This window comes from Bradyrhizobium sp. Ai1a-2 (assembly GCF_000426245.1).
Classification (GTDB): Bacteria; Pseudomonadota; Alphaproteobacteria; order Rhizobiales; family Xanthobacteraceae; genus Bradyrhizobium.
The window spans coordinates 71,078-97,970 of the sequence record NZ_AUEZ01000023.1; the positions used below are offsets into that span (position 1 = coordinate 71,078).

The following is a 26,893-nucleotide window of genomic DNA, read 5'->3' on the forward strand; positions in this document are numbered from 1 at the left end:
TGATCCGGAAATCGGGACAATGAGCCGCGGACGACTGATCGAGCTGGAGGCGGCGGTAGCGGTCGCACGGCGCCGGAGTTTTCGCGCCGCAGCCACCGAACTCGGGCTTTCCACCACAGCCTTGAGCCAGGCGATCGCCGAACTCGAAACGCGGCTCGGCGTGCGCCTGTTCAACCGAACCACTCGCAGCGTCTCGCCGACGCCGGCCGGCGAACAGTTCGTGGCCGAGGTCGCGCCGGCGCTGACCGCGATCCGCGACGCGTCCGAAGCCGTCAACCAGCACCGCGCGACGCCGACTGGTGTGCTGCGGCTCAACACCTCGAGGGGCGCGGCGCGACGAATTCTGCGGCCGATCGTCTTCGAATATCTCAACCGCTATCCCGAGATGTCGGTCGACATCGTCACCGAGGGCAAGCTGATCGACATTGTGCGCGAGGGCTTTGACGCAGGCTTTCGCCTCGCCGAACAGGTGCCCGCCGATATGATCTCGGTGCCGCTCGGGCGGAGCGAGCGTCTCGTCATCGTAGGCTCACCAGCGTATCTCGCAGAACGCACACGGCCGCGCGTGCCGACCGATCTCGCCGGGCACAATTGTATCCGCATGCGCCTGCCTGCGGGCGCGGTCTACCGATGGGAGTTCGAGAAGGGCGGTGAGCGGCTGTTGGTGGATGTTTCCGGTCGGCTCACGCTCGACGATTCTAACTTGATCCGCCAGGCGGTGCTTGCGGGATACGGACTCGCCTACATGTCCGAGTGGGACGTTGCCGACGATTTGCACGAAGGGCGTTTGGTTCAGCTCCTTGCGAATTGGACTCCGCCGTTTCCGGGGGTTTGCCTCTACTACCCTGGCCGCCGCCACGTGCCGGCAGGCCTACGCGCCTTCATCGACCTTATAAAGGAGCGGCGTCGGCGCGCCGGCGGCTGAATGTCAGCCTCGGACCCGCACCGGCTTTGGTGATGTTTTTCAATATGCCGAATTTTCCCGGAGCGGTGTGGAACTTTTCGCTTGTGCGCACTTTGTAGCTTATTGGCCAGTGTCCGCGGGCGGTTGACGTAGATGCTATGCCCTTCGTTGGTCGGACACCAGACTGGGGTATGAGGCAGGCAGGCATCGATACTCCTTTTGAAGACGAAGCGATCATTCGGAGGATGCTTGTCCAAATGGCTTTCATGTTGAAGCTCAGCTCGAAGTTCACCGCATGCGCTGTCGTGCTGGCTTGCGCGATGGTTCTGTCGGTCGCGGCATATGCCCGAGGCGGCGGTGGCCATGGTGGGGGCGGCGGCCATGGTGGAGGTGGTGGCCATGGTGGCGGCGGCTTTCACGGCGGCGGTGGCTTTCACGGCGGCGGCTTCCATGGGGGAGGCTTTCGTGGTGGCGGCCCCCACTTCGGCGGAAGACACTTCGGTGGCGGCCGTGCAATCGCCGCGAGACCTCATTTTGGCCCGCGGATGGGCCGTTCGTTTGCGCGGCCGAGCTTCCATGGCGGCCGTTCGTTCAGCCAGCGATCGTTCGCGCCACACAACAGAGCCGCGGCGGTCGGCGCCTCCGCGCTTGCGGCGAGGCACGTCAACGTGGCGCGGAACGCCAACGCCGTGCGGCGCTCACTGAACGCACGCCCGATCAGCCGGGCGCTGAACAACACCGGAGCGCTGCGCGATCCGCGCACCCGCGCGTTCATCGCCGCGAGCGTGGCCACGGCGGCGTGGCATGGTGGCAACTGGTCGTGGTGGCGCCATAGCAATGGCGGCTTTGGGTGGGTCGGCCCCCTGTTCTGGCCGTTCGCTTCCTATGACATTTATGACTACACCTTCTGGGGCTATCCCTATGATGACGCGTTCTGGGGTTACGGCTACCCGGACCTCTACGCCGGCATCTTCGGCCTTTATGGCTATGACGACCTGATGGGCTATGCGGGCTACCTGCCGGGCTATGCCGGTAGGGGCGGAGGCAACCGCGACTCCTATGCCTATGCGCCGTCGAACGGCCGGACCAATCTCGCACAAATGTGTGGTGACGATAGCCGCGCGATCGCTGGGCTGCCGATCGAGGCATTCCAGAATGCTATCCAGCCGAACGAGACACAGCGCGCAGCGCTCGAAGAACTCGCCAACGCTTCGGAAAAGGCAGCTGCAGCCCTCAAGGCCTCCTGCCCCACCGACGTTGCGCTCACGGCGCCGGGCCGGCTTGCAGCGATGCAGCAGCGCATCGAAGCGATGATCGTCGCGGTGCAGACGGTGCAAGCGCCGCTCGAGAAATTCTACGGCCTCCTGAGCGATGAGCAGAAGGCGCAGATCAATGCACTTTCCACCACGCGCCGGCGTCCGGGCCGGACCGCGGCGAGAGCCGGCCCGGCCGGCCCAGCCTGCGATGTGACGCAACCGGCGCTGAGCGAGTGGCCGACCGCCACAATCGAGCAATCGGTCAGGCCGACCGACCAGCAGCGCCGATATCTTGACGCGCTTCAGGGCGCCGCTGCCCAGGCCGCGGACACGCTGAAGGCATCATGTCAGACCCGGCCGGAGGACGCGCTGACGCCGCCAGCCCGCCTTGCAGCCGTCGGCCAGCGGCTCGACACGATGCTGCAGGCGGTGAAGACCGTGCGCAGGGCCATGGATGACTTCTATGGATCGCTGACCGACGAGCAGAAAGCGGCCTTCGACGCGATCGGTCCGCAGCAGGCTGGCGGCCGTCGATACACCCGCGGGCGCGCGTGATCTGGCGGATAATGTTGTCCGCGTAGTGAACGCAGAGTGGGTAAAAAATGCGGTTCATCACGCCGAAAGCTTCCGGCGCCTTCACGCAGGCGGGAGCTAAGATCTCGTGGCTGAGGCCGCTGGGAGCGCGTTTTCGAGCGCGCCAGCGGCTTACATCTGCCGCTCGACCAGCTTCAGCTTGAGCTCGGCGATTGCTTCCGACGGGTTGAGGCCCTTGGGGCAGGCCTTGGCGCAGTTCATGATGGTGTGGCAGCGATAGAGACGGAACGGGTCCTCGAGATTGTCGAGCCGTTCGCCGGTGGCTTCATCGCGGCTGTCGCTGACCCAGCGCGTAGCCTGCAGCAGCGCGGCGGGGCCGAGGAAGCGGTCGCTGTTCCACCAGTAGCTCGGGCATGAGGTCGAGCAGCAGGCGCAGAGGATGCATTCATAGAGGCCGTCGAGCTTCTCGCGGTCCTCGTGGCTCTGCTTCCATTCCTTCTGCGGCGTCGGCGTCGTGGTCTTCAGCCACGGCTCGATGGAAGCGTACTGTGCATAGAAATTGGTGAGGTCGGGGACGAGATCTTTCACCACAGGCTGGTGCGGCAGCGGGTTGACCTTCACCGCGCCGTCCTTCACGTCATGCATCGACTTGGTGCAGGCCAGCGTGTTCTGGCCGTCGATGTTCATCGCGCAGGAGCCGCACACGCCTTCGCGGCAGGAGCGGCGGAAGGTCAGCGTCGGGTCGATGTGGTTCTTGATCCAGATCAGGCCGTCCAGTACCATCGGCCCGCAATCGTGGACGTCGACATAATAGGTGTCGACGCTCGGATTCTTGCCGTCGTCCGGATTCCAGCGATAGATCTTGAACTCGCGCGTCTCGGTCGCGCCGGCCGGCTTCGGCCAGGTCTTGCCGCCTGAGATCTTGGAGTTCTTCGGAAGCGCGAATTCAACCATGCTTGCAAGCCTTCGCTGTCGTCATCAATACCCGCGCGATCAATACACCCGCGCCTTGGGCGGGATGTACTGCACGTCGTTGGTCATCGTGTAATTGTGCACCGGGCGGAACTCGATCGTGGTGTCGCCCTTCTGATCGAGCCAGGCCAGCGTGTGCTTCATCCAGTTCTTGTCGTCGCGGTCAGGGAAATCCTCGCGCGCATGCGCGCCGCGGCTCTCGGTGCGGTTGGCCGCCGAATCCATGGTGACGACGGCCTGCACGATCAGATTGTCGAATTCCAGCGTCTCGATCAGGTCGGAATTCCACACCAGCGAACGGTCGGAGACAGAGATGTCGCCGATGCCGCCGTGCACCTTGTGGATCAGGTTCTTGCCTTCCTGCAGCACTTCGCCGGTGCGGAACACCGCGCAATTGTTCTGCATCACATGCTGCATGCTGTCGCGCAGCTTGGCGGTCGGCGTGCCGCCGGAGGCATTGCGGAAATGGTCGAGCCGGCCGAGCGCCTTGTCGGCGGAATCCTTCGGCAGTTCCGGCTGCTTGCCGTTCGCGGTCAGTTTCTCGGCCAGGCGCAGCGCAGCGGCACGGCCGAACACCACGAGGTCGATCAGCGAGTTGGAGCCGAGACGGTTGGCGCCGTGCACGGAGACGCAGGCCGCTTCCCCGATCGCCATCAGGCCGGGGACCACCGAATTGTCGTCGCCGTCCCGCTTCGTCAGGACTTCGGCGTGGAAGTTGGTGGGGATGCCGCCCATGTTGTAGTGCACCGTCGGCACGATCGGGATCGGCTCGCGGGTGACGTCGACATTGGCGAAGATGCGCGCCGACTCGGAAATGCCAGGCAGCCGCTCCTGCAGCACCTTCGGATCGAGATGATCGAGGTGCAGGTAGATGTGGTCCTTCTTCTTGCCGACGCCGCGGCCCTCGCGGATCTCGATGGTCATCGCGCGCGAGACCACGTCGCGCGAGGCGAGGTCCTTGGCGGAGGGCGCATAGCGCTCCATGAAGCGCTCGCCTTCGGAATTGACGAGATAACCGCCTTCGCCGCGCGCGCCCTCGGTGACGAGGCAGCCGGCGCCGTAGATGCCGGTCGGGTGGAATTGCACGAATTCCATGTCCTGCAGCGGCAGGCCGGCGCGCAGCACCATGCCGCCGCCGTCGCCGGTGCAGGTGTGCGCCGAGGTGCAGGAGGCGTAGGCGCGGCCATAGCCGCCGGTCGCCAGGATGGTGGTCTGGGCGCGGAAGCGGTGCAGCGTGCCGTCGTCGAGCTTGATCGCGATCACGCCGCGGCAGACGCCCTGGTCGTCCATGATCAGGTCGATGGCGAAGAACTCGATGAAGAACTCGGCGGCGTGCCGCAGCGACTGGCCGTACATCGTGTGCAGCATCGCGTGGCCGGTGCGGTCGGCGGCGGCGCAGGTGCGTTGCGCCTGACCCTTGCCGTAGTCGATCGTCATGCCGCCGAACGGGCGCTGGTAGATCTTGCCGTCCTCGGTGCGCGAGAACGGCACGCCCCAATGCTCGAGCTCGTAGACTGCCTCCGGCGCATTGCGCACCATGTATTCGATCGCGTCCTGGTCGCCGAGCCAGTCCGACCCCTTGACGGTGTCGTACATGTGCCATCGCCAGTCGTCCGGATGCATGTTGCCGAGCGAAGCCGAGATGCCGCCCTGTGCTGCGACCGTGTGCGAGCGGGTCGGAAACACCTTGGTGATGCAGGCGGTGCGCAGGCCCGCTTCCGAGCAGCCGACCACGGCGCGCAGGCCAGCGCCGCCGGCGCCGACCACGACGACGTCGTAGGTGTGGTCTTCGATCGGATAGGCCTTGCCGTTCGTCGCCGGGCCACTGCCATTGGTGGCCTTGCCGTTACCTTCAGCGGCCATGGTCATACTCCAGAAGACAATTTGAGCAGCGCGTAGATCGAGGCCAGCGCCACCACGAAACAGAAGAAATTGTTGGCCATGATGCTGGCGAGCTTCAGCTTCTCGTTATGCACATAGTCCTCGATCACGACCTGCATGCCGATCTTCATGTGCCAGGCGCTGGCGACGATGAAGAGCAGAAGAATGATCGCGATCGGCAGCGAGCCGAGGATCTGTGCGGCGCCAGCGTGGTTGCGGCCCACCAGAGTCAGGATCACGAACAGCACCGGGACGATCAGCAGCGTCATCGCCATTGCGGTGAGGCGCTGGCGCCAGAAATCGGTGGTGCCGGAATGCGAGGCGCCGAGATTGCGGACGCGGCCGAGCGGCGTGCGCATCGAGGAACGAAAGCCGCTCATCGTCCGCCTCCGATCGCGTAAGCGATGATCCAGATCAGCACGGTGAGCACGATGCCGCCGATCAGCGCGGCCCAGGTCAGGGCTTCCCGTTCATTGGCCTTGAAGCCATAGCCGAGGTCCCAGACGAAGTGCCGGATGCCGCTGAGCAGATGGTGCATCAGCGCCCACGTGTAGCCGAACACGATCAGCTTACCGATGAAGCTGCCGGTGAAAGCCTGCAGACTGGCGTAGGCGCTGGGGCCGGAGGCCGCCGCGATCAGCCACCAGGCGAGCAGCAGCGTGCCGAGATAAAGCGCTATTCCCGTGGCGCGATGGACGATGGAAAGCGCCATCGTCAGGGTCCAGCGATAGGTTTGTATATGGGGCGAGAGCGGTCGTTCGATCCTGGCGGTCATCAGCGGCTTTGAAGTTGGTGGGACCGCGGCCGGTCCATCGGGGGAACGCGGTAGATGAATTCTATTTACGGAGTCGAACCTAACAGCGCAACGGCCAATTGCCTGCAAAACGAACGGGTATTCATTGCTACATCATTGATGAAGCAAGCCGATCAGAGGCTTGGTATACCAGAGCGGCCAATCGAGCCCAAGAAGCGAATTAAGATTCCACTACGATGCTACGGCGGGATCCGCGCGGAACGGATCGGTGGCTCGCCATCGTTCAACCAGATAATCGACAAATGCCCGCGTCTTTGGCGACGCAAGCCGCGATGGCTGAAACACCAGGTGCAGTGGCGTTGGCGCTGGCTCATAGGCGACGAGGATGCGCTGCAAGTTGCCGGCCCTGATATCGGCGTCGATCTGCCATGACGGCACGCGCACAGTGCCTGCGCCGCCCTTCGCTGCAGTGGCTAGCGCGTCGAGGCTATTCATCCAGAGCCGACCGGATATGCGGATTTTGCGGTCCGCCTTCGCGCTCTCCGCGAAGCGCCATTCGGCGCTGCCGGGCGCATCGGAAAATACCAGACAGTCGTGACCGGCGAGATCGCGCGGCGTCTGCGGTACGCCGCGGCGCGCGAGATACGCAGGTGAGGCGCATACGATCATCCTGAGGTCGGCGAGCTTGCGTGCGACCAGCTGCGAGTCCCGCAAGCGGCCGACGCGGATCGCCAGATGGATGTCCTCCTCGACCATGTCGACGGCGCGGTCGACGAGCAGCAGATCCACTGACAGCAACGGATAGCGGCGCAGGAATTCGCCGAGCAGCGGCGCGATCACGAGCCGCCCCATCAGGCTGGGACAACTGACGCGAATCCGGCCCGAGGGCTGGTGACGGTCACGCGACAATGCGGCTTCGATTTCCCTGACCTCGCCGAGGATCGATTTCGCGCGCTCATAGAAAATCCGGCCATCATCGGTCAGCGCGAGCTGCCGCGTGGTGCGGAGCAGCAGCCGGGTACCGAAATGCTTCTCCAGCGCGGAGATCTGGCGGCTGACCGAGGTCAGCGAGCTCGGGAGCGAGCGCGCCGCCGCCGAGAGGCTGCCCGTCTCGACCGCGCGGACAAAGGTCGCCATAGCCGAAAGCTGGTCCATCCGATCCTTCCGAAATTCGGAAAGGTACCCACCGAGCAGGCTAGATACTCCCGCGTTCGACAAGGGTCTAGCCTTCCGAGGCGGCAGGCATTAAACGCCGCTCTGCAGAGACATCATGGCTGGCCTCGATCTCACCGAACTCGTTGAACTCGCATTGCTGCTGATCGCGGTTGGCGCCTTGTCCGGCTTTCTCGCCGGCCTGTTTGGCATCGGCGGTGGCGCGATCCTGGTGCCGGTGTTCTACGAATGCTTCCGCCTGGCCGGCGTGCCGGTGGAGGTACGGATGCCGCTCTGCATCGGCACCTCGCTCGCCGTCATCATCCCGACCTCGATCAGCTCGTTTCGCGCCCATTACCGGCGCGGCGCTGTCGACATGGAGGTGTTGAGGCGCTGGTGGATTCCGATCGTGCTCGGTGTCCTCGCCGGCAGCGTCATCGCGCGCTTTGCGCCGGAGCGGCTGTTCAAGATCGTGTTCGTGATGGTGGCCTGGTCAGCGGCGGCGCGGCTGCTATTGGCGCGCGAGGGCTGGAAGTTCGGCGACGAATTGCCCAAGGGCTTCCTGATGCGCGTCTACGGCTTCTTTGTCGGCCTGCTCTCGACCTTGATGGGCATCGGCGGGGGCCTGTTCGCCAATCTGCTGATGACCTTCTACGGCCGGCCGATCCACCAGGCGGTTGCGACCTCGTCGGCGCTGGCGGTGCTGATCTCGATCCCCGGCGCGCTCGGCTATGTCTATGCCGGCTGGCCGGCCGCGGCGCGCTTTCCCGACATTCTCGCGCTGCAGATACCGTTCGCGCTCGGCTATGTCTCCCTGATCGGCGCCGTCCTGGTGATGCCGACGACGCTGGTCACGGCCCCGCTCGGCGTGAAGGTCGCGCATGCGCTGTCGAAGCGCGCGCTGGAGATGGCGTTCGGCGCGTATCTCTTCATCGTCGGTGGCCGGTTTGTGATCAGCCTGCTGAGCGGGAAGTAGCTGCACCCAGCCTCGTAGCCCGGGTGGAGCGCAGCGCAACCCGGGACGGCTGTATCCATCCCGCCGAACGGTCCCGGGTTACGCTGGCGCTCCACCCGGGCTACGGCCCACCTTCAACTCGACTTCTTCCTGACCTCGCTATGACGCCATCTGCGCAGATCGCCTTGGCTCTCGAGGTGCCCGGCGTCGACCAGGGCTTGAATACGGGCCGCAAACATTTCGTCGGTAACCCCGAGAGCGAGCTCTTCGCTTCGCTTCACGGCGACCCAGATGACGGCGGCCATTTTCTGCCATTGCGGGGTTATGACGGAGAGAATGACGTCGTCGACTTGGGATTCGGATGCAGACGGCGGAAGTCTGACCTGGTCCCACCGGAGCGAGCTGTTGATCTCGGGAAACTCGTTAAACGTGAGCAAGTCAGGAAATCGATCGAAAATCGCCTGCAGCAGCTCGGAGTTGAGCTTTATGGCGAGCGCCCTGATAAAGGCGGCATCCTCACTTTGATCTTCGAAAACAGCAGCGGCGGCTTTCGCCTCGTCGAGCTCGTACGCGGCCGCAAGTAAGTAATCAAGAATGTCTTCCGCCTGCTCTCGGTCCATGACCTCTGTCCTCCGGAGGGGACTGCAGACTCCTACTTCTTGGTATAGATATCCTTATACGTATCCCGCAAAATGTTCTTCTGCACCTTGCCCATGGTGTTGCGCGGCAATTCGTCGACGATAAACACCCGCTTCGGCATCTTGAACTTTGCCAATCGTCCCTCGAGGCCGTTCAGCACCGCGGCTTCATCGATCGCGCCGCCGGGCTGGCGCACCACGACGGCGGTGACGCCTTCGCCGAAGTCGGCATGAGCTACGCCGATCACGGCGGATTCGACCACGCCCGGCATGGCGTCGATCTCGCTCTCGATTTCCTTCGGATAGACGTTGAAGCCGCCCGAGATCACCAGATCCTTGCCGCGACCGAGGATGTGCACATAGCCCTTGGCGTCGATCTTGCCGAGATCGCCGGTGATGAAGAAGCCGTCGTCGCGGAATTCGGTCTTGGTCTTTTCCGGCATCCGCCAATAGCCCTTGAACACGTTCGGCCCCTTGACCTCGATCACGCCGATGGTCTCTGGCGGCAGCACCTTGCCCGTTTCAGGGTCGGTGACGCGTGCGGAGACGCCGGGCAAGGGAAAGCCGACCGCTCCGGGCACCCGTTCGCCTTCATAGGGGTTGGACGTGTTCATGTTGGTCTCGGTCATGCCGTAGCGCTCGAGCACGGCGTGGCCGGTGCGGGCGGACCATTCGCGATGGGTGTCGGCGAGCAGCGGCGCCGAGCCCGAAACGAACAGCCGCATGTGCCTGGTCGTCTCTCTGTTCAGCGCGCGGTTCTGCAGGAGACGCGTATAGAAGGTCGGCACGCCCATCAGCACGGTGGCGCGCGCCATCAGCTTGATGATGAGATCCGGATCGAACTTCGGCAGGAAGATCATCGAGGCACGCGCGAACAGCGTGACGTTGCTGGCCACGAACAGGCCGTGGGTGTGATAGATCGGCAGCGCGTGGATCAGCACGTCGTCCTTGGTGAAGCGCCAGTAGTCGACCAGCGACAGCGAGTTCGAGGCGAGATTGTCGTGGCTCAGCATCGCTCCCTTGGAGCGGCCGGTGGTGCCTGACGTGTAGAGGATAGCGGCGAGATCATCATTGCCGCGGGCCACCGTCTTGAACTCCGGGCTTGCCTTGTCGGCCGCGTCCGTCAGCGAACCCTTGCCGTCGGGGCCGAGCGTCTCGACCCTGGCGCCGACTTTCGCGGCGATCGCGCCGACGCCTTCAGCCTTGGAGGGATCGCACACCACCAGCGACGGCTCGGCGTCGGTGATGAAGTAGTCGAGCTCGTTCAGCGTATAGGCGGTGTTGAGCGGCAAATAGATCGCGCCGGCGCGCACGGTCGCAAGATAAAGCACGAGGCCCTGCACCGATTTTTCGGTCTGTGCTGCAACGCGATCGCCGACCTTGACGCCGCGCGAAACCAGCACGTTCGCCATCTGCCCGGTGCGCGCGATCAGGTCTGCATAGCTGATCTTGGTGCCGTCAAGCTGCTCGATCGCAATCCTGCCCGGATCGTCGAGACCATCGAACAGGCGGGAAAACAGGTTGGCGTTGGCGGCGGTGTTCATGCAACATCCCCTGAAGGGCAAGAAGGCCCGGGTGGCTTAGCAAAAACGCCCTTTGGAAAGCAACGGAGACAGTTTGCATGACAAATAATGGGAAACGCGTGGCCTGGGTGACGGGCGGCGGCACCGGCATCGGCGAGTCCGGGGCGGAATTCCTGGCGGCAGACGGCTGGACGGTGGTGGTCTCGGGCCGCCGCAAGGAGGAGCTGGACCGGGTGGTCGCCAACATCGCCAAGAAGGGCGGCAAGCCCGAGGCCATCCCGCTCGACGTCAGCAACAAGGAGAGCGTCAACAAGGCCGCCGAGCAGATATTGGCGAAGCACGGCCGCATCGATCTGCTGGTCAACAGCGCCGGCATCAACGTGCCGAAGCGGAGCTGGGCCCAGATGGAGCTCGAGGGCTGGGACAGGCTGGTCGAGATCAACCTCAACGGTGTGCTCTATTGCATGCATGCGGTGCTGCCGGCGATGCGCAAGCAGCAGGACGGCTGCATCATCAATGTCGCCTCGTGGGCGGGACGCCATGTCTCGAAGATGCCGGGGCCGGCCTACACCACGACCAAGCACGCGGTGCTCGCGCTGACCCATTCCTTCAACATGGACGAATGCGTCAACGGCCTGCGCGCCTGCTGCCTGTCGCCCGGCGAGGTCGCGACGCCGATCCTGAAACTGCGACCGGTGGTGCCAAGCGAAGCCGAGCAGGCCAGGATGCTGCAGCCCGAGGACGTCGGCCGCACCATCGCCTTCGTCGCCAGCATGCCGCCGCGGGTCTGCATGAACGAGATCCTGATCAGCCCGACCCACAACCGCGGCTTCATCCAGACGCCGGCAAGCCGGGATTAATCTTCGGTCCGTGTAGCCCGGATGGAGCGAAGCGTAATCCGGGATAGGTGCATCCGCCGATCCAGTCGCCCCGGATTGCGCTGCGCTCCATCCGGGCTACGGGCGCCAGTTTCGTAGGGTGGGCAAAGCGCAGCGTGCCCACCACCACGAGCGGAGTAGTTGATGGCGGGCACGCTGCGCTTTGCACACCCTACGGCCCCTATGGCCGCGCACCCCACGGCCACGCCCGCAGATAGTTTCAGCCATCACGATAAATTATCCCGCGAAACCGCGTCCCAAACCCTCCCGTAGCTGCGGCCAACGACGGCGCAATCGCATAGCCGCACCGTCGTTGCCTTTCATCCCCGGCGGCAGCTCCGCCGGTCATTGTTAGCCAAACGGGAGATTGTCCATGTTGAAACGTACAGCACTTCTCGCCGCCGCAGCATTCAGCGCGCTGGCGCTCACTGCGACCGTGATGGCGCCCGTCCGCGCCGAGGAAAAGACCGTGATGGTCGGCGGCGCCGCGATGTTCCCATCCAGGAACATCATCCAGAACGCGGTCAATTCCAAGGACCACACCACACTCGTCGCCGCGGTGAAGGCCGCCGGCCTCGTAGGCACTCTGGAAGGCAAGGGCCCGTTCACGGTGTTCGCGCCGACCAACGTGGCCTTCGGCAAATTGCCGGCCGGCACCGTCGAAACCCTGGTCAAGCCGGAGAACAAGGCGACTCTGACCAAGATCCTGACCTATCACGTCGTGCCCGGGAAGTATGAGGCGTCCAGCCTTGCCGACGGCAAGAAGCTCAGGACCGTCGAAGGCGAGGAACTGACCGTGAAGAAGCAGGATGGGAAGGTCTGGATCGGCGACGCCAAGGGCAATTGGTCGACGGTGACGATCTCCAACGTCAACCAGTCGAACGGCGTGATCCATGTGATCGACACCGTGTTGATGCCCGCCTCGTAGACTCTTGTTTTGACGCGTTTTCTTCACGCGAACCGGTGTCCACTTCGCTCGAAAACGCGCTTTACACCACACGCGCCTGTTTCATCCCCAGACAGGAAGCGTAAAGACCAGCGAGCCGGGGAAATCCGGCTCGCTTTTTTGTGACCGCGAGGCGCCGTTCGTCTCGCATTGGTACCAGGTGTCGCGGTAACAAGGCCCCGATCCGGGCGTATAAATACGTAACGAATTCCGAGCAGGAACAGCCATGTCGAGCCTTGCAGTCAGCGACGAGCACGCAGCCCCGGCCAGCAGCACGACCAGGGTGATCCAGCCGGCCTGGGTGCGGATCGTGCACTGGGTCAACGCGGTGGCGATGATCCTGATGATCATGTCGGGCTGGCAGATCTACAACGCCTCGCCGCTGTTCAACTTCACGTTCTCCCGCAGCATCACACTTGGCGGCTGGCTCGGCGGCGCGCTGCTCTGGCACTTTGCCGCGATGTGGCTGTTGATGGTCAATGGCCTGGTCTATCTCGTGCTTGGCTTCGTCACCGGCCGCTTCCGCAGGAAGCTGCTGCCGATCACGCCGGCGGGCGTGATCTCGGACACCAAGGCGGCGCTCACCTTCAAGCTCTCGCACAAGGATCTCGCCAAGTACAATTACGTGCAGAAGCTGCTGTATGCCGGCATCATCGTCGTCGGTGTGCTCATCGTGCTGTCGGGCCTGTCGATCTGGAAGCCGGTGCAGTTGCAGTGGCTGACCGCGCTGTTCGGCGGCTATGACGTCGCACGCTACGTCCACTTCATCTGCATGGCGCTGATCGTCGCCTTCCTCGTCGTTCACGTCGCGCTCGCGATCCTGGTGCCGAGAAGCCTGCGCGCCATGATCATCGGCCGCTAGGCATGATCCCGAAAAGTGGAAACCGGTTTTCGGAAAAGATCATGCCGAAAAAGAGTAGTTCAGGGAGAGAGACATGGGCCGTATGCGCAAGCTCCTGATCCCCGGTGTCGACAAGAAGCTCCTGGTCAAGGACGCTGTGAAGCTGATGCCCGACCTGACACGCCGGCGTTTCATCACCGGCGGCGCCAGCCTGGGGGCGCTGGCGCTGCTCACCGGCTGCGATGTTGTCGACAGCTCCTCGGCGGAAACGATGCTGGCGGAGGTCTCGAAGTTCAACGATGCGGTGCAGGCCTGGATGTTCAATCCGAACGCGCTGGCGCCGACCTTTCCGGAAAGCGCCGTTACAAAGCCGTTTCCGTTCAACGCCTATTACGATTTTGACGACGCGCCCGAGATCAACGGCAACGACTGGAAGCTGGAGGTGCGCGGCCTGGTCGAGAACAAGAAGCCATGGACGCTTGAGGAGCTCTACAAGCTGCCGCAGGTCAAGCAGGTCACGCGCCACATCTGCGTCGAGGGTTGGAGCGCGATCGGCAGCTGGACCGGCACGCCCTTACGCGATTTCCTGAAGCTCGTCGGCGCCGACACGCGCGCGAAGTATGTCTGGTTTCAGTGTGCCGACAAGGACGGCTACAACTCGCCGCTGGACATGCCGACCGCGCTGCATCCGCAGACCCAGATGACCTTCAAATTCGCCGACGAGATCCTGCCGCGCGCCTACGGCTATCCGATGAAGATCCGGGTGCCGACTAAGCTCGGCTTCAAGAACCCGAAATACGTGATCTCGATGGAAGTCACCAACGAGTACAAAGGCGGCTACTGGGAAGACCAGGGCTACAATTCGTTCAGTGGGAGCTGAACTCTCTCCCTCCGTCATTGCGAGCGGAGCGAAGCACTCCACCCACGGGCAAATCAGAATCGTAGGATGGGTGGAGCGCAGCGAAACCCATCATTCGCGCGGCTTGCTCTGAGGCTGATGGGTTTCGCTGCGCTCTACCCATCCTACGGGCTTGCGGCTCCTACGCTTTCACCGGGAGCCTCCGCTGGAACGCCGAGAGGATTGCGCCGACCGCCAGCATCGCGGCCGATATGTTCAGCGCGAACGACAGGCTGCCGACCGCATCGGTGATCGCGCCGACGACAATCGGTCCGATGGTCTGGCCGATCCCGAACGAGATCGTGAGCGCGGCGATTGCGGTCGGCCAGCACGATGGCGGATAGTTGAAGCGCACGAAGGCGGTGGTCGATCCCACCACCGCGAAGAAGGCCACGCCGAACACCAGGGCTGAGACCGCAAGCAACAGCGGCGAGTGTCCGAAGATCGGCAGTCCGGCACCGATCGCGTTGACGCCGAGGATGATCGTCGTGGCGAGCCCGCCGCGGTTGAGCCCAAGCACGCCTCGCCACACCCACGGCGTCACGAAAGCGCTCAGCCCGATCAGGCTCCAGAATGCGCTTTGCGCCAGCGCACCGCCGCCGGCGTCGCGCACATAGGCGATCATGAAGGTCATGTAGGCGATATAGCCGGCGCCGAACAGGAAATAGCCGCCGAGATAGATCACAACCGGCGCAATCGCGAACTTCGCCGAGGCTTCCTGCTTGGTCATGGCGTCGGCAGGGAAGGATGCGAGCCACAGCGGAATGGTCATGATGGCCGCAAGCAGCGTCATCGCCCACCATACGATCCACCACGAGCCCGGGCCGAACCATTGCAGCACGAACGGCGCCACCAGCCCCGACAACAGGATGCCGCTGCCGGGTCCGGCGTAGAACAGGCTGAGCAGGAAATTGGCACGTTCGGGCCGCGTCTGCGCGATCATCGCCGCGAGCGCGCCGCCGCCGACGAAGCCGGCCGCGGCGCCGAGGCCGGCGAGCAGCCGCGCAAAGCTCAGCACCACGAAGTTCCCGGTGACGGCGCAAAGCGCGAGCGAGACCACGCAAGCCAGCGTTCCCCAGCGCACCGACGCCACCAGCCCTAAGCGCCGGATCAGCCGCGCGGCGAGCAACGCGCCGATCAGGTATCCGGCAGCGTTGATGGTGTTCATGAAGCCCGCCGCCGAATAGGACCACACAAGCTGCTCGCGCATATCAGGCAGCACCAGCGAATAGGCGAAGCGGCCGATGCCGAGCCCGGCCGTCGGCGCCAGCGACAGGATCAGAATCAGCCGCGCGGGGTGCGCGGAAGACGAGGGAAGGTTGGGGGCTTTCACTGAGAACTCCGGCAGTGCCACATTTTGGCAGGCCTGGCCGTGCTTGCACAGGCCGCGCGCCGGGAATGGTGTCTTGCCAACCGCGCAACAGCGCTTTAGCACTCCGCGCGGATTTCCTTAGATCTCAAGGCAAAACACCCATGGCGACCCACAAGCTCCTGCTCCTGCCCGGCGACGGGATCGGCCCCGAAGTGATGGCGGAGGTGAAGCGCCTGATCGGTTGGCTCAAGGCGGAAGGAATCGCTGTTTTCGAGACTGAAGAAGGGCTGGTCGGTGGCGCCGCCTATGACGCGCACAAGGTCTCGATCTCGGAAGCGGACATGGCCAAGGCGAAAGCCGCCGATGCCGTGATCTTCGGCGCGGTCGGCGGGCCGAAATGGGACAGCGTTCCCTATGAGGCGCGGCCCGAAGCCGGCCTGTTGCGGCTGCGCAAGGATCTCGCCCTGTTCGCCAATCTGCGGCCAGCGGTGTGCTATCCAGCGCTCGCCGATGCCTCCAGCCTGAAGCGCGAGGCGGTCGAAGGGCTGGACATCATGATCGTGCGCGAGCTCACCGGTGGCGTCTATTTCGGCGAGCCGAAGACCATCACCGATCTCGGCAACGGCCAGAAGCGCGCCATCGATACCCAGGTCTACGACACCTACGAGATCGAGCGCATCGCCCGCGTCGCCTTCGACCTTGCGAAGAAGCGCCGCAACAAGGTGACCTCGATGGAAAAGCGCAACGTCATGAAGTCGGGCGTGCTCTGGAACGAGGTCGTCACCCAGGTGCACAAGCGCGAATATCCTGACGTGACGCTGGAGCATCAGCTCGCCGATTCCGGCGGCATGATGCTGGTGAAATGGCCGAAGCAGTTCGACGTCATCGTCACCGACAATCTGTTCGGCGACATGCTGTCCGATATCGCAGCGATGCTCACCGGCTCGCTCGGCATGCTGCCGTCGGCGTCGCTCGGCGAGACCGATGCCAAGAGCGGCAAGCGCAAGGCGCTGTACGAGCCGGTGCACGGCTCGGCGCCGGATATTGCCGGGAAAGGCCTTGCCAACCCGATCGCGATGATCGCCTCGTTCGGGATGGCGCTGCGCTATTCCTTCGACATGGGCGCGCTCGCCGACAAGCTCGATGCCGCGATCGCTGCCGTGCTCGCAAGCGGCCTGCGCACCGCTGATATCAAGTCGGAGGGGACGACGTCAGCCTCGACGACGCAGATGGGCGAAGCAATCCTGAAGGAATTGCAGAAGTTGCACGCCTAACACTCCGGCCGCAGCACCGGTGTCGTCCCGGCCTTGAGCCGGCATAATCGTTGGTGGAAAAGTTCGTAGCCCGGATGAAGCGCAGCGCAATCCGGGGCTGCTTTATCCGCGGAGAGACTTGTCCCGGATTGCGCTGCGCTCCATCCGGGCTACAGGCTCAGTACAGCGGGAACCGGGTCGGCTCGCCGCCCAAATCCGACGGCGGGTTGAGTGGCTGGCGGTCGATCGGCCGATTGAGGTTTTCCCGCGCGAAGTCCGGGTAGCCGAACGGCGACGGAAACGCGTAATCCTGGAACTTGCGGTCGCCCGGCAGCACCTCGGTGCCTGCATCGAGCCAGGAACGGGTGGTCACGAAGACCCGGGTGCGCGGCCCCTGCTGATAGGAACGGTTGGGGCCTTGGGCGCCGTAAGTGACCCGGCCGTCGCGGTCATACTGCAGCCGCTGCTGCTCGCGCTTGGTCTGGGCATCAGCCGGGCTGGTGAGGAGACCGACCACCGCCGCGGCGGTAGCAAGAAATACCGCGAGCCTGGTCGCAGCAAAGAATTTGGCAGTCATTTCATCCTCGTCACTGTGCCCCGAGCGGGACCGGCAGATCGCCCCCTCTGATTTGGTCACATTGTAGCCTTGGCGCAACGGCCGCCACTAGGTCAAAAGCGCCACACCCGCGTGCAATAATGCCGCGGCAAGCGCAAAAGTTTCATGAAAACCAGTGCCTTGCCGCGATGTCGCCATCATCGAAGGGGCACCGCAGCCGGTAGCGCGCGGCGCCAGCGTGATTACATCATGTCACCTGAACAGGCGGCCGGACCGGCAGTGCGCTACGACTAACGTTGTCTTAACGGCGTTTCTCGCATAGAAGCGCTGCGCTTCCCGATCCGCCGGATGCGGCAGGCGAGCATTTTTCCTCGGAGAGTGAACGATGGGTTACAAAGTCGCGGTGGTGGGTGCGACCGGTAATGTCGGGCGCGAAATGCTCGGCATTCTGGACGAGCGCAAATTCCCGGCTGACGAGGTGGTGGCGCTGGCCTCGCGCCGCAGCGTTGGCATCGACGTCTCCTATGGCGACCGGACCTTGAAGGTCAAGGCGCTCGAGCATTACGACTTCTCCGACGTCGACATCTGCCTGATGTCGGCGGGTGGCGCGGTGTCGAAGGAATGGTCGCCGAAGATCGGCGCAGCCGGTGCCGTCGTGATCGACAATTCGTCGGCCTGGCGCATGGACCCGGACGTGCCGCTGATTGTGCCGGAGGTGAATGCGGACGCGGCTGCGGGCTTCACCAAGAAGAACATCATCGCCAACCCGAACTGCTCGACCGCGCAGCTCGTGGTCGCGCTGAAGCCCTTGCACGACAAGGCGACGATCAAGCGCGTCGTGGTCTCGACCTATCAGTCGGTCTCAGGCGCCGGCAAGGATGCGATGGACGAACTGTTCTCGCAGACCAAGGCCGTCTACACCAATGACGAGCTGATCAATAAGAAATTCCCGAAGCGCATCGCCTTCAACGTCATCCCCCACATCGACGTCTTCATGGAGGACGGCTACACCAAGGAAGAGTGGAAGATGATGGCGGAGACCAAGAAGATTCTTGATCCCAAGATCAAGCTTTCCGCGACCTGCGTGCGCGTGCCGGTCTTCGTCGGCCATTCGGAAGCGGTCAATATCGAGTTCGAGAACCCGATCACGGCGGACGAGGCGCGCAACATCCTGCGCAATGCGCCAGGCTGTCTCGTGATCGACAAGCAGGAGCCCGGCGGCTACGTCACGCCCTATGAGGCCGCGGGCGAGGACGCCACCTATATCAGCCGCATCCGCGAGGACGCGACGGTGGAGAACGGGCTCGTGCTGTGGTGCGTGTCGGACAATCTGCGCAAGGGCGCCGCGCTGAATGCGGTGCAGATCGCCGAATGCCTGATCAACCGCAAGCTGCTCACCGCCAAGAAGAAGGCGGCTTGAGGGACGCGCCGATTGGTGAATGACTGGGGAGCCGGAATCGATGACCGACGAGCCGGCGACCTATCGGCCTGATCCCAGGCTGAAACGCATCGAGACCGTCTTCGAAAGCCTGATCTTCAACAGCCGCTGGCTGATGGCGCCGTTCTACTTCGGCCTCGTCGTCAGCCTCGCCGTGCTGCTCTACAAGTTCGTCGCGCTGTTGTGGGAGTTCATCCTGCACGTGCCGTATGCCAAGGAATCCGACATCATCCTCGGCGTGCTCAGCCTCATCGATGTGTCGCTGACCGGCAATCTGATCCTGATCGTGGTGTTCTCGGGCTATGAGAACTTCGTCTCCAAGATCGATCCCGCCGGCCATCCGGACTGGCCGGATTGGATGACCAAGGTCGATTTCGGCGGCCTGAAACAGAAGCTGCTTGCCTCGATCGTGGCGATCTCGGCGATCCAGGTGCTGAAAGCCTTCATGAATATCGACGTGATCTTCGACGCGCAGAAGATGGGATGGCTGGTCGGCGTCCACCTGGTGTTCGTGATCTCGACCCTGATCCTGGCCCTGTCGGACCGCTGGGGCGCTGGTCACGGGGCGGATTGATTGGCGAATACGGAGTAGCGAATAGCGAGTGGAGTTACCCTATTCGCTACTCGCCATTCGCGCACTTACGAATTCCTTCGTCGTCCTGTCGAGCACGAATAGCGAGCCTTCGGCGACGCCGAAATAGGCGCCATGCAGGTTCGTCTCGCCGTTCTGCACCCGCTCGCGCACGAACGGGAATGTCATCAGGTTCTCGATCGAGCGGAACACCGCGGCTTTCTCGATCCGGATGGTGAAATCCTGCATCGTCTCGTGCTCGCGCTGCTCGACCACCTCGCCGGGCTTGATGAACATCTGCATCCATTTGCCGATGAAGTCGCCGGGCGACAGCGGCTGGATTTTATCGATAAAGGCGCGGATGCCGCCGCATTGGGCGTGGCCGAGCACTACGATGTGCTTCACCTTGAGAACGTTGACGGCATATTCCAGCGCTGCCGAGACGCCGTGGGCGCCGCTGTCGGGCTGGTAGACCGGAACCAGGTTGGCGACGTTGCGCACCACGAACAGTTCGCCCGGCCCGGCATCGAAGATCACTTCCGGCGAGACGCGGGAATCGCAGCAGCCGATCACCATCACCTCCGGCGACTGGCCGCGCTCGGACAAATCGCGGTAGCGCGATTGTTCCGTGGGCAGCCGTTGCGTGGCGAAAGCCCGGTAGCCGTCGAGCAGATGTCTCGGAAAGCGCTCCATGCCCTTGCCTAACCACAAGCCGATGACCGGAACAAGGCTTTCGGACCGAGGGCCGAAATGATAGGCGGGATGGAAACGATCGAAAGGAAACGACCATGACCCGCCCGCGCCGCAGCCTGTTGTTCATGCCCGGATCCAACGCGCGGGCGCTGGAGAAAGGGCGCAACCTGCCGGCCGACGGCATCATCCTCGACCTCGAGGATTCGGTGGCGCCGGATGCCAAGGGCCTGGCGCGGGACCAGATCGCGGCTGCCGTGGCGGCCAAGGGTTTTGGCAAGCGCGAGGTGCTGATCCGGATCAACGGCCTCGATACGCCATGGTGGGTCGACGACGTCGGCATGGCCGGCAAGGCACAGCCCGACGGCATCCTGGTTCCCAAGGTCTCTACCGTTGACGACCTCAACGCGATCGCCGACCGCCTGAGCGACATCAACGCCCCTGCCTCGATCCGGGTCTGGGCCATGATCGAGACCGCGCGTGCGGTGCTGCATGCAGAGGAACTCGCTGCGGCCTCGAAGGATTCCGAAACCCGCCTTGCCGGTTTCGTGTTCGGCCCGAACGACATTTCGCGAGAAACGCGGATCAAGATGCAGCCCGGCCGTGCAACCATGATCCCGATGATCACCCATTGCATCCTGGCGACTCGTGCGCACGGCCTGGAGATCCTCGACGGCCCCTATAGTGACTTCGCCAATGTCGATGGCTTTGCCGCCGAATGCGCACAAGCGCGTGATCTCGGCTTCGACGGCAAGACACTGATCCATCCGGGCCAGATCGAAGCCTGCAACGCGATCTTCACCCCGCCGGCGGAAGAAGTCGCGGAAGCGCGCAAGATCATCGCCGCATTCGAGAAGCCGGAGAATGCCTCGCGCGGCGCGATCCAGATCGACGGCCGCATGGTGGAGCGGCTCCACGCCGAGATGGCGCGGCGCACGATCGCGATTGCGGATGCGATCGCAGCGATGAGGCATTGACACGATCCGCTGTCGTCCCGGCTTTCGCCGGGACGACAGATCAGCCAAATCTCTCGGCGGCCCAGGCGTAGAGACTGCCGGGGATCGGCGCTTCACCGCCGCGTCCCTTCGGCGAGATGTGCAGGCCGATGACGTCGGGGTTGCCCAGCAATTTCGAGACGTCGCGCGGCTCGAAGAACAATTTCGGTTCCGCATGCACGGCATAGAACGACTGCTTCGGCAGGGCGTATTGCAACTCCCCCGCGCGGCGGGCGAGTGCGGTGAGTGCCGGCGGGCCATAGAGCGAGATCCGGATGTCGGAGAGGCGCTGGGAAACGCCGCGCAGACGCCGCAACGCGAAGACGATGCGGTGGCGAAGCGCGAGCCATTCCGGCGTCAGCTCCTCCTGCTTCATCAACCCTTCGAAGGCGCGCACGATCGGATCGTCCGGCGGCAGATAAAGCACGGAGTTGCCGAGCTGGCGCGGCCGCTCCCAGGCGAAATAAGGCTTATCTGGATCGATCTCGATGGGCTTCAACAGCAGCACGTCGGCATCGAGCCAAAGGCCGGTACGCTCGGCCATCAGACGCATGCGGAAAAAATCGCTGAACTGCAGGATGGTCCAGCCGCGCCAGCTCCCGTCTGGCTCCGGCGGGCGCAGTTTCTCGGAGAACGCATGCGGCAGCATCGCTTCGGCCTCAGCGTTGCCGACGCCGTCGGGTAAGCCGGGCAGCGGATCGAAACTGTAGACAGTGACCTTGTGGCCGGCGGCGACCTGCGAACGCAGGCAGGTCTGCCGCAGCCGGTCGAGCGGACCATGCCAGAAGGTGACGACGTCCGGGCGCATGCGTCGTCCCTCTAGAGCATGATCCGGAAAAGTGGAAGATCAGGCCCAGGCGCGCTCGCGGCTGGCCTTGGTCTCGTAGTCGTCGATCGACGACTTCTTCTCCATCGTCAGCCCGATATCGTCGAGGCCGTTGATCAGGCAGTGCTTGCGGAACGGGTCGATCTCGAACTTCACGACGCCGCCGTCGGGTCCGCGGATTTCCTGGTTCGCCAGATCGATCGTCAGCGTGGCATTGGCGCCGCGCTCGGCGTCGTCGAACAGCTTGTCGAGGTCTTCCTGGGCAACGCGGATCGGCAGAATGCCGTTCTTGAAGCAGTTATTGTAGAAGATGTCGCCGAACGAGGTCGAGATCACGCAGCGGATGCCGAAGTCGAGCAGCGCCCAGGGCGCGTGCTCGCGGCTCGAGCCGCAGCCGAAATTGTCGCCGGCGACCAGGACCTTGGCGTTGCGATAGGCAGGCTTGTTGAGCACGAAATCGGGATTTTCGCTGCCGTCGTCCTTGTAGCGCTGCTCCGAGAAAAGCCCCTTGCCAAGGCCGGTGCGCTTGATGGTCTTCAGATACTGCTTGGGGATGATCATGTCGGTGTCGACATTGATGATCTTCAGCGGCGCCGCGACGCCCTCCAGCTTCGTGAATTTTTCCATCGATCGCACTTCCCGGTTCAAGGTGGGACGAGGTTATCTATCCCGAAAAACCCCCTGTAAAAAGGTTAATTTGCGCATGGGGCCTTTGTCTGACGCGTTTTCTTCACGTGAACCGGGGCCACTTCGCGCGAAAACGCTTTAGCCTGCGGCGGCCTCGATCGCCTCCATATCGGCGTCCGAAAGGCCGAAATGGTGGCCGATTTCGTGGACCAGGACGTGGCGGACGATATGGCCGAGCGTCTCCTCGTGCTCGGCCCAATAATCGAGGATCGGCCGCCGGTAGAGCCAGATCATGTTGGGCAGGCGCGGGATGTCGCTGTGGCCCTGGTGCGGGAGGCCTACGCCCTGGAACAGGCCGAGCAGGTCGAACTCGCTTTCGCAGCCCATCTCGTCCATGACCTCGTCGGTCGGAAAATCGTCGACGCGGATGATCACGCCTTCGCAAAGACTGCGAAAACGTTCGGGCAGGCGCTCGAAAACGTCGTGCGCCATGGCCTCCATTTCGGCGAGCGATGGCGCTTTGGCTGTGGTCCACATGGCGCCTGTTTAGCGCGAGTTTCGCACAGGGCGCCAGCGCTGTTGACCTTGTCGCGGCAATCGGAGACCGTACGCCGCGCGAACTGGATTTTGGGTGGGCGTGATGCGACGGATCGTGATGGGAGCGTCACTGGCAGCTTTGGCGGGAGCCTCGTTGCCGGTTGCTGGCGCGCAGGCGCAAACGGCGCCATCGACCGGGGCTGCCGTGCAGGCGGCTGCGCCCACCATCTCCGAGGCCTCCGCGCAACGTCGGCGGCCGCTGCGGCGCATTCCGATCTACCGCCAAGATCACTGGGAACCGGACGTCATCCCGCGCTACAACCCGGGCCCCAATGCCGTGCGCGATTGCACCGCCACCTATGTGCAGGAATATCGGCCAAGCGGAACCGTGATCACGCCGCGCATGCACTGCTTCTGGCGCCCCGGCTAGCTTCCCGCTACGAGCATCGCCACTCTGCAGACAGGCAAGGAACTGAAACGCGCAGTTTCGCGTTCACTTTCGCGGCGCAGGTTTATTCCCTCCACATTCACGTCGTCCGCTTCTGCCTGCGATCTGCGTCGCGGCAGCCTGACCTGATTCGATTCGAATCGATGGCTGCGGACGTGACATCCGAGGACGTTCGGGAGAACAAAAAAATGAAAGTGACAAAACTTCTGGGGCTGGTTGCCGCCGGCTCACTGCTTGCTCTTGCCGTGCCGGGCGAGCGCGCTCATGCGGTCTCGCTGAACAGCCCCGGCGCAGCTGCGGCGGTTCAGGATGCTCCGAAGCAGATGTCGGGGACGACCGAGGTGCGCTGGCACCCCCGCCGCTATCACCGTTGGCACCGCTGGCATCGCCGGGGCTGGCGCCGCTGACAGGCGCGTTGCATTCTGAGCGCACAGGCCCGTGAATAGCGGGCCTGTTTTCATTTTCAGCCGGGAAAGTTTCCATTTCAGCCAAGAAACAGGCATGATCGCTCCCGTTATCGCCCGCTCGATTGCTGGAGGAGTCTTCTCATGAAGGGTTGGATCGGCGCCGCGCTGGTCGCAGGTGGCATGGTATTGGCAGCGCCGGCGTCAGTGACGTCAGCCGCGGCAGCGCCGCAGCGAATCGTCACGCCAAAGGCTAATGCAGGAGCCACTGATCTCAGTGCGCGCCGCTATCACCGGCGCTATGACCGCCACTACGGTTACGGGTCATACGCCGGGTTCTACTATCGGCCCTATTCCTCCTACTACGGGTACCGCGGGCGGCCTGCCTATTACGAGCCATATCCATACTACGCGCCATACGCTTACGGCTTTCGATTCGGTCCGTTGGTGTGGTGAGGCGCTAAGCGCCTCCACACAAACGCTTGATTGCCGATCCTCCGTTCGCGCGCGTCGCATTCACGGCATGTTCAGTGCGCTGTCACTAGCGTCGTGACGGCAGCGACCGCACATGCATGCGACGATGACCCACGCCGTCGATGCGGCGTGATTTCGGTTGCGCGCTTCGTGGAGGTTTTTTGGAATGAGGAGGCGACAATTCGCTCGCGGCATGATCGGCCGCCTCGGTCTTATGGCGGCTGCGGTCATCGTGCTGGCGACAGCGACGCAGCCTGCCGAGGCGCTGTCAGTGGCAAGCCCGCTCACCGTGCCGGCGACGAAGGCTGCGACTGACGGACACGCCACCGAGGTGCGATTTGGCGGCCATGGCGGCGGCGGATTCCGCGGTGGTGGTTTCCGTGGTGGCGGCTTCCGTGGCGGTGGCGCCGCATTCCATCGTGGCGGTGGTTTTCGCGGCGGCGGTTTTGGCTTTCATCGCGGTTACCGCTACGGCGGCTTCCACCGCTACTACGGCTTCCACCGGCGTCATTTTCACCGTGGGTTCTACTACGGGTCGTCGTACTACCATCCACGCCGTTGCCGGGTCGTCTGGACCCATTACGGCCCGCGCCGAATCTGCCGCCCCTGGTGGCATAGGCGTGCGTACTGGTGAGGCTTCGCAGCCAGGGTAGAGCGCAAGCGTAACCCGGGATCGGTCGCAACAGAGGGCAGATATGTCCCGGGTTGCGCGGTCCGCTCCACCCGGGCTGGAGCGTTTTCGAGCGAAGTGGATACCGGTTCGCGTGAAGAACACGCGTCAAAACAAGAATCTGGAGCTTCGGTTCTGCTTCAATCAGAACCGAAAATGCTCTAGTCCCAGTCCCTGAACTTCCAGGATTTCAGCTTCCAGGGCGTGAGATTCTCGACCCGCCATTGAGCCCAGCGGTCCGGCGGCCAGTGGCTGAGGCGCGAGGTCTCCTTGGCGACGGGTGCAGGGTCAATCACGCGCGGCATGGTGCGGCGCCGGTTCTGGCGCGTCGCCTCGCTGATCATATCGATATATTCGCGCTTGTCGGCCATGGCTGGCTCCTTGCGAAACGATGCATCCGCAAGGAGCAAGTCTGCGCCTCGTCGCTTAACGAGGCGTTTCCGAGATTGATCGAGGTTGAGAGATAGGCGGTTAACGCCACTCCCTCACGTCGACGAAATGCCCGGCGATTGCCGCGGCGGCCGCCATTGCCGGCGACACTAGGTGGGTGCGGCCCTTGAAGCCCTGTCGTCCCTCGAAGTTGCGGTTCGAGGTAGAGGCGCAGCGCTCTTCCGGCTTCAGCTTGTCCGGGTTCATGGCGAGGCACATCGAGCAGCCCGGCTCGCGCCACTCAAAGCCGGCCTTGATGAAGATCTTGTCGAGACCTTCGGCCTCCGCCTGCTCCTTCACGATGCCGGAGCCCGGCACGATCATCGCGTTGACGTTTGCATTCACCGTCTTGCCCTCGGCGATCTTGGCGGCGGCGCGCAGATCCTCGATGCGGCCGTTGGTGCAGGAGCCGATGAAGACGCGGTCGAGCTTGATGTCGGTGATCTTCGTGCCCGCTGTCAGGCCCATATATTTCAGCGCGCGATGCTTGGAGAGGCGCTTGGCCTCGTCTGCGATCTTGTCGGGATCCGGCACGAAGCCGGTGACAGAGATAACGTCCTCGGGCGAGGTGCCCCAGGTCACGATCGGCGGCAGCTTTGCTGCGTCCAGCCGGAGTTCGTGGTCGAAATGCGCGCCGTCGTCGGAACGTAGCGTCTCCCAGTAGCGCATCGCGGCATCCCAGGCCTCGGCCTTCGGCGCCTTGGGGCGGCCGCGCAGGAAGTCGAACGCCTTCTCGTCGGGCGCGACCAGGCCGGCGCGCGCGCCGCCCTCGATCGACATGTTGCAGACGGTCATGCGGCCTTCCATCGACAGCGCGCGGATCGCCTCGCCGGCATATTCCAGCACGTAGCCGGTGCCGCCGGCGGTGCCGATCTCGCCGATGATGGCGAGGATGATGTCCTTGCCGGTCACGCCTTCGGGCAATTTGCCGTCGACGGTGACGCGCATGTTCTTCGCCTTCTTCTGGATCAGCGTCTGCGTCGCCAGAACATGCTCGACCTCTGATGTGCCGATGCCGTGCGCGAGCGCGCCGAACGCGCCATGCGTCGAGGTGTGGCTGTCACCGCAGACGATGGTGGTGCCGGGCAGGGTGAAACCCTGCTCGGGGCCGATGACGTGGACGATGCCCTGGCGCTTGTCGAACTCGTTGTAATATTCGATGCCGAATTCCTTGGCGTTCTCGGCGAGCGCCTTGATCTGTTCGATGCTCTCAGGATCGGGGTTCGGTTTGGTGCGGTCGGTGGTCGGCACGTTGTGGTCGACGACGGCCAGCGTCTTTTGCGGCGCGCGCACCTGGCGGCCGGTGGCGCGCAAGCCTTCGAACGCCTGAGGCGAAGTGACTTCGTGCACCAGATGCCGGTCGATATAGATCAGGCAGGTGCCGTCTTCGGCTTCGTGCACCAGATGATCGTTCCAGATCTTGTCATACAGAGTGGTCGGTTTGGACATGAGCGTCAGCTCCAGCAATGTTGTGGTAGCGGATCGGCGCGGCAGCGCGCCGGGGCAAACGAAAGGTCGGCGCAGCGTCAAG

At 63.6% G+C, this 26,893-nt stretch carries 30 protein-coding genes; 15 read left to right on the plus strand and 15 right to left on the minus strand.

From position 1 onward, the window contains the following. Positions 1-19: 19 nt before the first annotated feature. Positions 20-925 (plus strand): LysR family transcriptional regulator, encoded by a 906-nt coding sequence (locus K288_RS0117570; protein WP_027580732.1) that lies wholly within the window; start codon positions 20-22, stop codon positions 923-925. 236 nt (positions 926-1,161) lie between these two features. Continuing rightward, complete coding sequence (locus K288_RS0117575; protein WP_244443168.1) at positions 1,162-2,715, plus strand: Spy/CpxP family protein refolding chaperone; 1,554 nt, start codon at positions 1,162-1,164, stop codon at positions 2,713-2,715. 150 nt (positions 2,716-2,865) lie between these two features. On the opposite strand, the gene K288_RS0117580 is transcribed toward K288_RS0117575, so the two are convergent. The 5 genes from K288_RS0117580 to K288_RS0117600 all read right to left on the minus strand — a co-directional run bounded on the left by K288_RS0117580 (position 2,866) and on the right by K288_RS0117600 (position 7,456). Next, a complete protein-coding gene (locus tag K288_RS0117580; RefSeq protein WP_027580734.1) occupies positions 2,866-3,648 on the minus strand; it encodes a succinate dehydrogenase iron-sulfur subunit in 783 nt (260 codons plus the stop codon). Positions 3,649-3,687: 39 nt separating this feature from the next. After that, positions 3,688-5,529, minus strand: a complete 1,842-nt coding sequence (gene sdhA / locus K288_RS0117585; protein WP_027580735.1) for a succinate dehydrogenase flavoprotein subunit — start codon at positions 5,527-5,529, stop codon at positions 3,688-3,690. Positions 5,530-5,531: 2 nt separating this feature from the next. Beyond that, positions 5,532-5,906, minus strand: coding sequence for a succinate dehydrogenase, hydrophobic membrane anchor protein (sdhD, locus tag K288_RS0117590; protein WP_084799638.1), 375 nt, complete (start codon positions 5,904-5,906; stop codon positions 5,532-5,534). Positions 5,907-5,923: 17 nt separating this feature from the next. After that, positions 5,924-6,322, minus strand: coding sequence for a succinate dehydrogenase, cytochrome b556 subunit (gene sdhC, locus K288_RS0117595; RefSeq protein WP_027580737.1), 399 nt, complete (start codon positions 6,320-6,322; stop codon positions 5,924-5,926). 210 nt (positions 6,323-6,532) lie between these two features. Then, positions 6,533-7,456, minus strand: coding sequence for a LysR family transcriptional regulator (locus K288_RS0117600; protein ID WP_027580738.1), 924 nt, complete (start codon positions 7,454-7,456; stop codon positions 6,533-6,535). Between the two features lie 112 nt (positions 7,457-7,568). On the opposite strand from K288_RS0117600, the gene K288_RS0117605 reads away from it, so the two are divergent. Further along, a complete protein-coding gene (locus tag K288_RS0117605; protein ID WP_027580739.1) occupies positions 7,569-8,429 on the plus strand; it encodes a sulfite exporter TauE/SafE family protein in 861 nt (286 codons plus the stop codon). Positions 8,430-8,542: 113 nt separating this feature from the next. Here K288_RS0117605 and K288_RS50685 read toward each other — a convergent pair whose 3' ends face one another. Further along, positions 8,543-9,028: a DUF3658 domain-containing protein gene (locus K288_RS50685; protein ID WP_043160106.1), complete on the minus strand. Its 486-nt coding sequence runs from the start codon at positions 9,026-9,028 to the stop codon at positions 8,543-8,545. Positions 9,029-9,060: 32 nt separating this feature from the next. Then, positions 9,061-10,590 (minus strand): malonyl-CoA synthase, encoded by a 1,530-nt coding sequence (locus K288_RS0117615; RefSeq protein WP_027580740.1) that lies wholly within the window; start codon positions 10,588-10,590, stop codon positions 9,061-9,063. A gap of 77 nt (positions 10,591-10,667) precedes the next feature. Here K288_RS0117615 and K288_RS0117620 point away from each other — a divergent pair, with 77 nt between their 5' ends. The 4 genes from K288_RS0117620 to K288_RS0117635 all read left to right on the plus strand — a co-directional run bounded on the left by K288_RS0117620 (position 10,668) and on the right by K288_RS0117635 (position 14,114). Continuing rightward, entirely contained in the window at positions 10,668-11,429 is a 762-nt protein-coding gene (locus K288_RS0117620; RefSeq protein ID WP_027580741.1) for an SDR family oxidoreductase, read from the plus strand. 391 nt (positions 11,430-11,820) lie between these two features. Then, positions 11,821-12,375: a fasciclin domain-containing protein gene (locus K288_RS0117625; RefSeq protein WP_027580742.1), complete on the plus strand. Its 555-nt coding sequence runs from the start codon at positions 11,821-11,823 to the stop codon at positions 12,373-12,375. Between the two features lie 244 nt (positions 12,376-12,619). After that, on the plus strand, positions 12,620-13,255 hold the full coding sequence (locus tag K288_RS0117630; protein ID WP_027580743.1) for a cytochrome b/b6 domain-containing protein: 636 nt from the start codon (positions 12,620-12,622) through the stop codon (positions 13,253-13,255). Between the two features lie 73 nt (positions 13,256-13,328). Continuing rightward, the gene (locus tag K288_RS0117635; protein WP_027580744.1) at positions 13,329-14,114 is read left to right on the plus strand and encodes a molybdopterin-binding protein; all 786 of its coding nucleotides are present in this window, start codon (positions 13,329-13,331) and stop codon (positions 14,112-14,114) included. Positions 14,115-14,274: 160 nt separating this feature from the next. On the opposite strand, the gene K288_RS0117640 is transcribed toward K288_RS0117635, so the two are convergent. Next, complete coding sequence (locus K288_RS0117640; RefSeq protein ID WP_027580745.1) at positions 14,275-15,465, minus strand: YbfB/YjiJ family MFS transporter; 1,191 nt, start codon at positions 15,463-15,465, stop codon at positions 14,275-14,277. Positions 15,466-15,605: 140 nt separating this feature from the next. On the opposite strand from K288_RS0117640, the gene leuB reads away from it, so the two are divergent. Further along, the gene (gene leuB, locus K288_RS0117645) at positions 15,606-16,718 is read left to right on the plus strand and encodes a 3-isopropylmalate dehydrogenase (protein ID WP_027580746.1); all 1,113 of its coding nucleotides are present in this window, start codon (positions 15,606-15,608) and stop codon (positions 16,716-16,718) included. 157 nt (positions 16,719-16,875) lie between these two features. Here leuB and K288_RS0117650 read toward each other — a convergent pair whose 3' ends face one another. Then, positions 16,876-17,274 carry a hypothetical protein gene (locus K288_RS0117650; RefSeq protein ID WP_027580747.1) on the minus strand — a complete coding sequence of 133 codons (399 nt, stop codon included), beginning with the start codon at positions 17,272-17,274 and terminating at the stop codon, positions 16,876-16,878. A 364-nt stretch (positions 17,275-17,638) separates the two neighbouring features. Here K288_RS0117650 and K288_RS0117655 point away from each other — a divergent pair, with 364 nt between their 5' ends. Both K288_RS0117655 and K288_RS0117660 read left to right on the plus strand, forming a co-directional pair. Next, a complete protein-coding gene (locus K288_RS0117655) occupies positions 17,639-18,673 on the plus strand; it encodes an aspartate-semialdehyde dehydrogenase (protein ID WP_027580748.1) in 1,035 nt (344 codons plus the stop codon). Between the two features lie 40 nt (positions 18,674-18,713). After that, the gene (locus tag K288_RS0117660) at positions 18,714-19,265 is read left to right on the plus strand and encodes a TIGR00645 family protein (RefSeq protein ID WP_027580749.1); all 552 of its coding nucleotides are present in this window, start codon (positions 18,714-18,716) and stop codon (positions 19,263-19,265) included. Positions 19,266-19,304: 39 nt separating this feature from the next. Here K288_RS0117660 and K288_RS0117665 read toward each other — a convergent pair whose 3' ends face one another. Beyond that, on the minus strand, positions 19,305-19,955 hold the full coding sequence (locus K288_RS0117665) for a carbonic anhydrase (RefSeq protein ID WP_027580750.1): 651 nt from the start codon (positions 19,953-19,955) through the stop codon (positions 19,305-19,307). A 95-nt stretch (positions 19,956-20,050) separates the two neighbouring features. Between K288_RS0117665 and K288_RS0117670 the strand changes: the two genes are divergently transcribed. Continuing rightward, positions 20,051-20,929: a CoA ester lyase gene (locus tag K288_RS0117670; protein ID WP_027580751.1), complete on the plus strand. Its 879-nt coding sequence runs from the start codon at positions 20,051-20,053 to the stop codon at positions 20,927-20,929. 40 nt (positions 20,930-20,969) lie between these two features. Here the strand turns inward: K288_RS0117670 and K288_RS0117675 are convergent, their stop codons facing one another. The 3 genes from K288_RS0117675 to K288_RS0117685 form a co-directional block, all read right to left on the minus strand. Continuing rightward, positions 20,970-21,755, minus strand: coding sequence for a hypothetical protein (locus K288_RS0117675; protein WP_027580752.1), 786 nt, complete (start codon positions 21,753-21,755; stop codon positions 20,970-20,972). A 39-nt stretch (positions 21,756-21,794) separates the two neighbouring features. Beyond that, a complete protein-coding gene (gene leuD, locus K288_RS0117680) occupies positions 21,795-22,400 on the minus strand; it encodes a 3-isopropylmalate dehydratase small subunit (protein WP_027580753.1) in 606 nt (201 codons plus the stop codon). A gap of 138 nt (positions 22,401-22,538) precedes the next feature. Continuing rightward, positions 22,539-22,937 (minus strand): metallopeptidase family protein, encoded by a 399-nt coding sequence (locus K288_RS0117685; RefSeq protein ID WP_027580754.1) that lies wholly within the window; start codon positions 22,935-22,937, stop codon positions 22,539-22,541. Between the two features lie 103 nt (positions 22,938-23,040). On the opposite strand from K288_RS0117685, the gene K288_RS0117690 reads away from it, so the two are divergent. The 4 genes from K288_RS0117690 to K288_RS0117705 all read left to right on the plus strand — a co-directional run bounded on the left by K288_RS0117690 (position 23,041) and on the right by K288_RS0117705 (position 24,897). Then, the gene (locus K288_RS0117690; RefSeq protein WP_027580755.1) at positions 23,041-23,367 is read left to right on the plus strand and encodes a hypothetical protein; all 327 of its coding nucleotides are present in this window, start codon (positions 23,041-23,043) and stop codon (positions 23,365-23,367) included. A 206-nt stretch (positions 23,368-23,573) separates the two neighbouring features. Then, positions 23,574-23,792, plus strand: a complete 219-nt coding sequence (locus K288_RS0117695) for a hypothetical protein (protein WP_027580756.1) — start codon at positions 23,574-23,576, stop codon at positions 23,790-23,792. Between the two features lie 141 nt (positions 23,793-23,933). Then, positions 23,934-24,245: a hypothetical protein gene (locus K288_RS45810; protein WP_051334591.1), complete on the plus strand. Its 312-nt coding sequence runs from the start codon at positions 23,934-23,936 to the stop codon at positions 24,243-24,245. 184 nt (positions 24,246-24,429) lie between these two features. Next, a complete protein-coding gene (locus K288_RS0117705) occupies positions 24,430-24,897 on the plus strand; it encodes a hypothetical protein (RefSeq protein WP_027580757.1) in 468 nt (155 codons plus the stop codon). Between the two features lie 197 nt (positions 24,898-25,094). Here the strand turns inward: K288_RS0117705 and K288_RS0117710 are convergent, their stop codons facing one another. Beyond that, a complete protein-coding gene (locus K288_RS0117710) occupies positions 25,095-25,304 on the minus strand; it encodes a hypothetical protein (RefSeq protein ID WP_027580758.1) in 210 nt (69 codons plus the stop codon). Between the two features lie 100 nt (positions 25,305-25,404). Beyond that, a complete protein-coding gene (gene leuC / locus K288_RS0117715; protein WP_027580759.1) occupies positions 25,405-26,811 on the minus strand; it encodes a 3-isopropylmalate dehydratase large subunit in 1,407 nt (468 codons plus the stop codon). Positions 26,812-26,893: the final 82 nt, after the last annotated feature.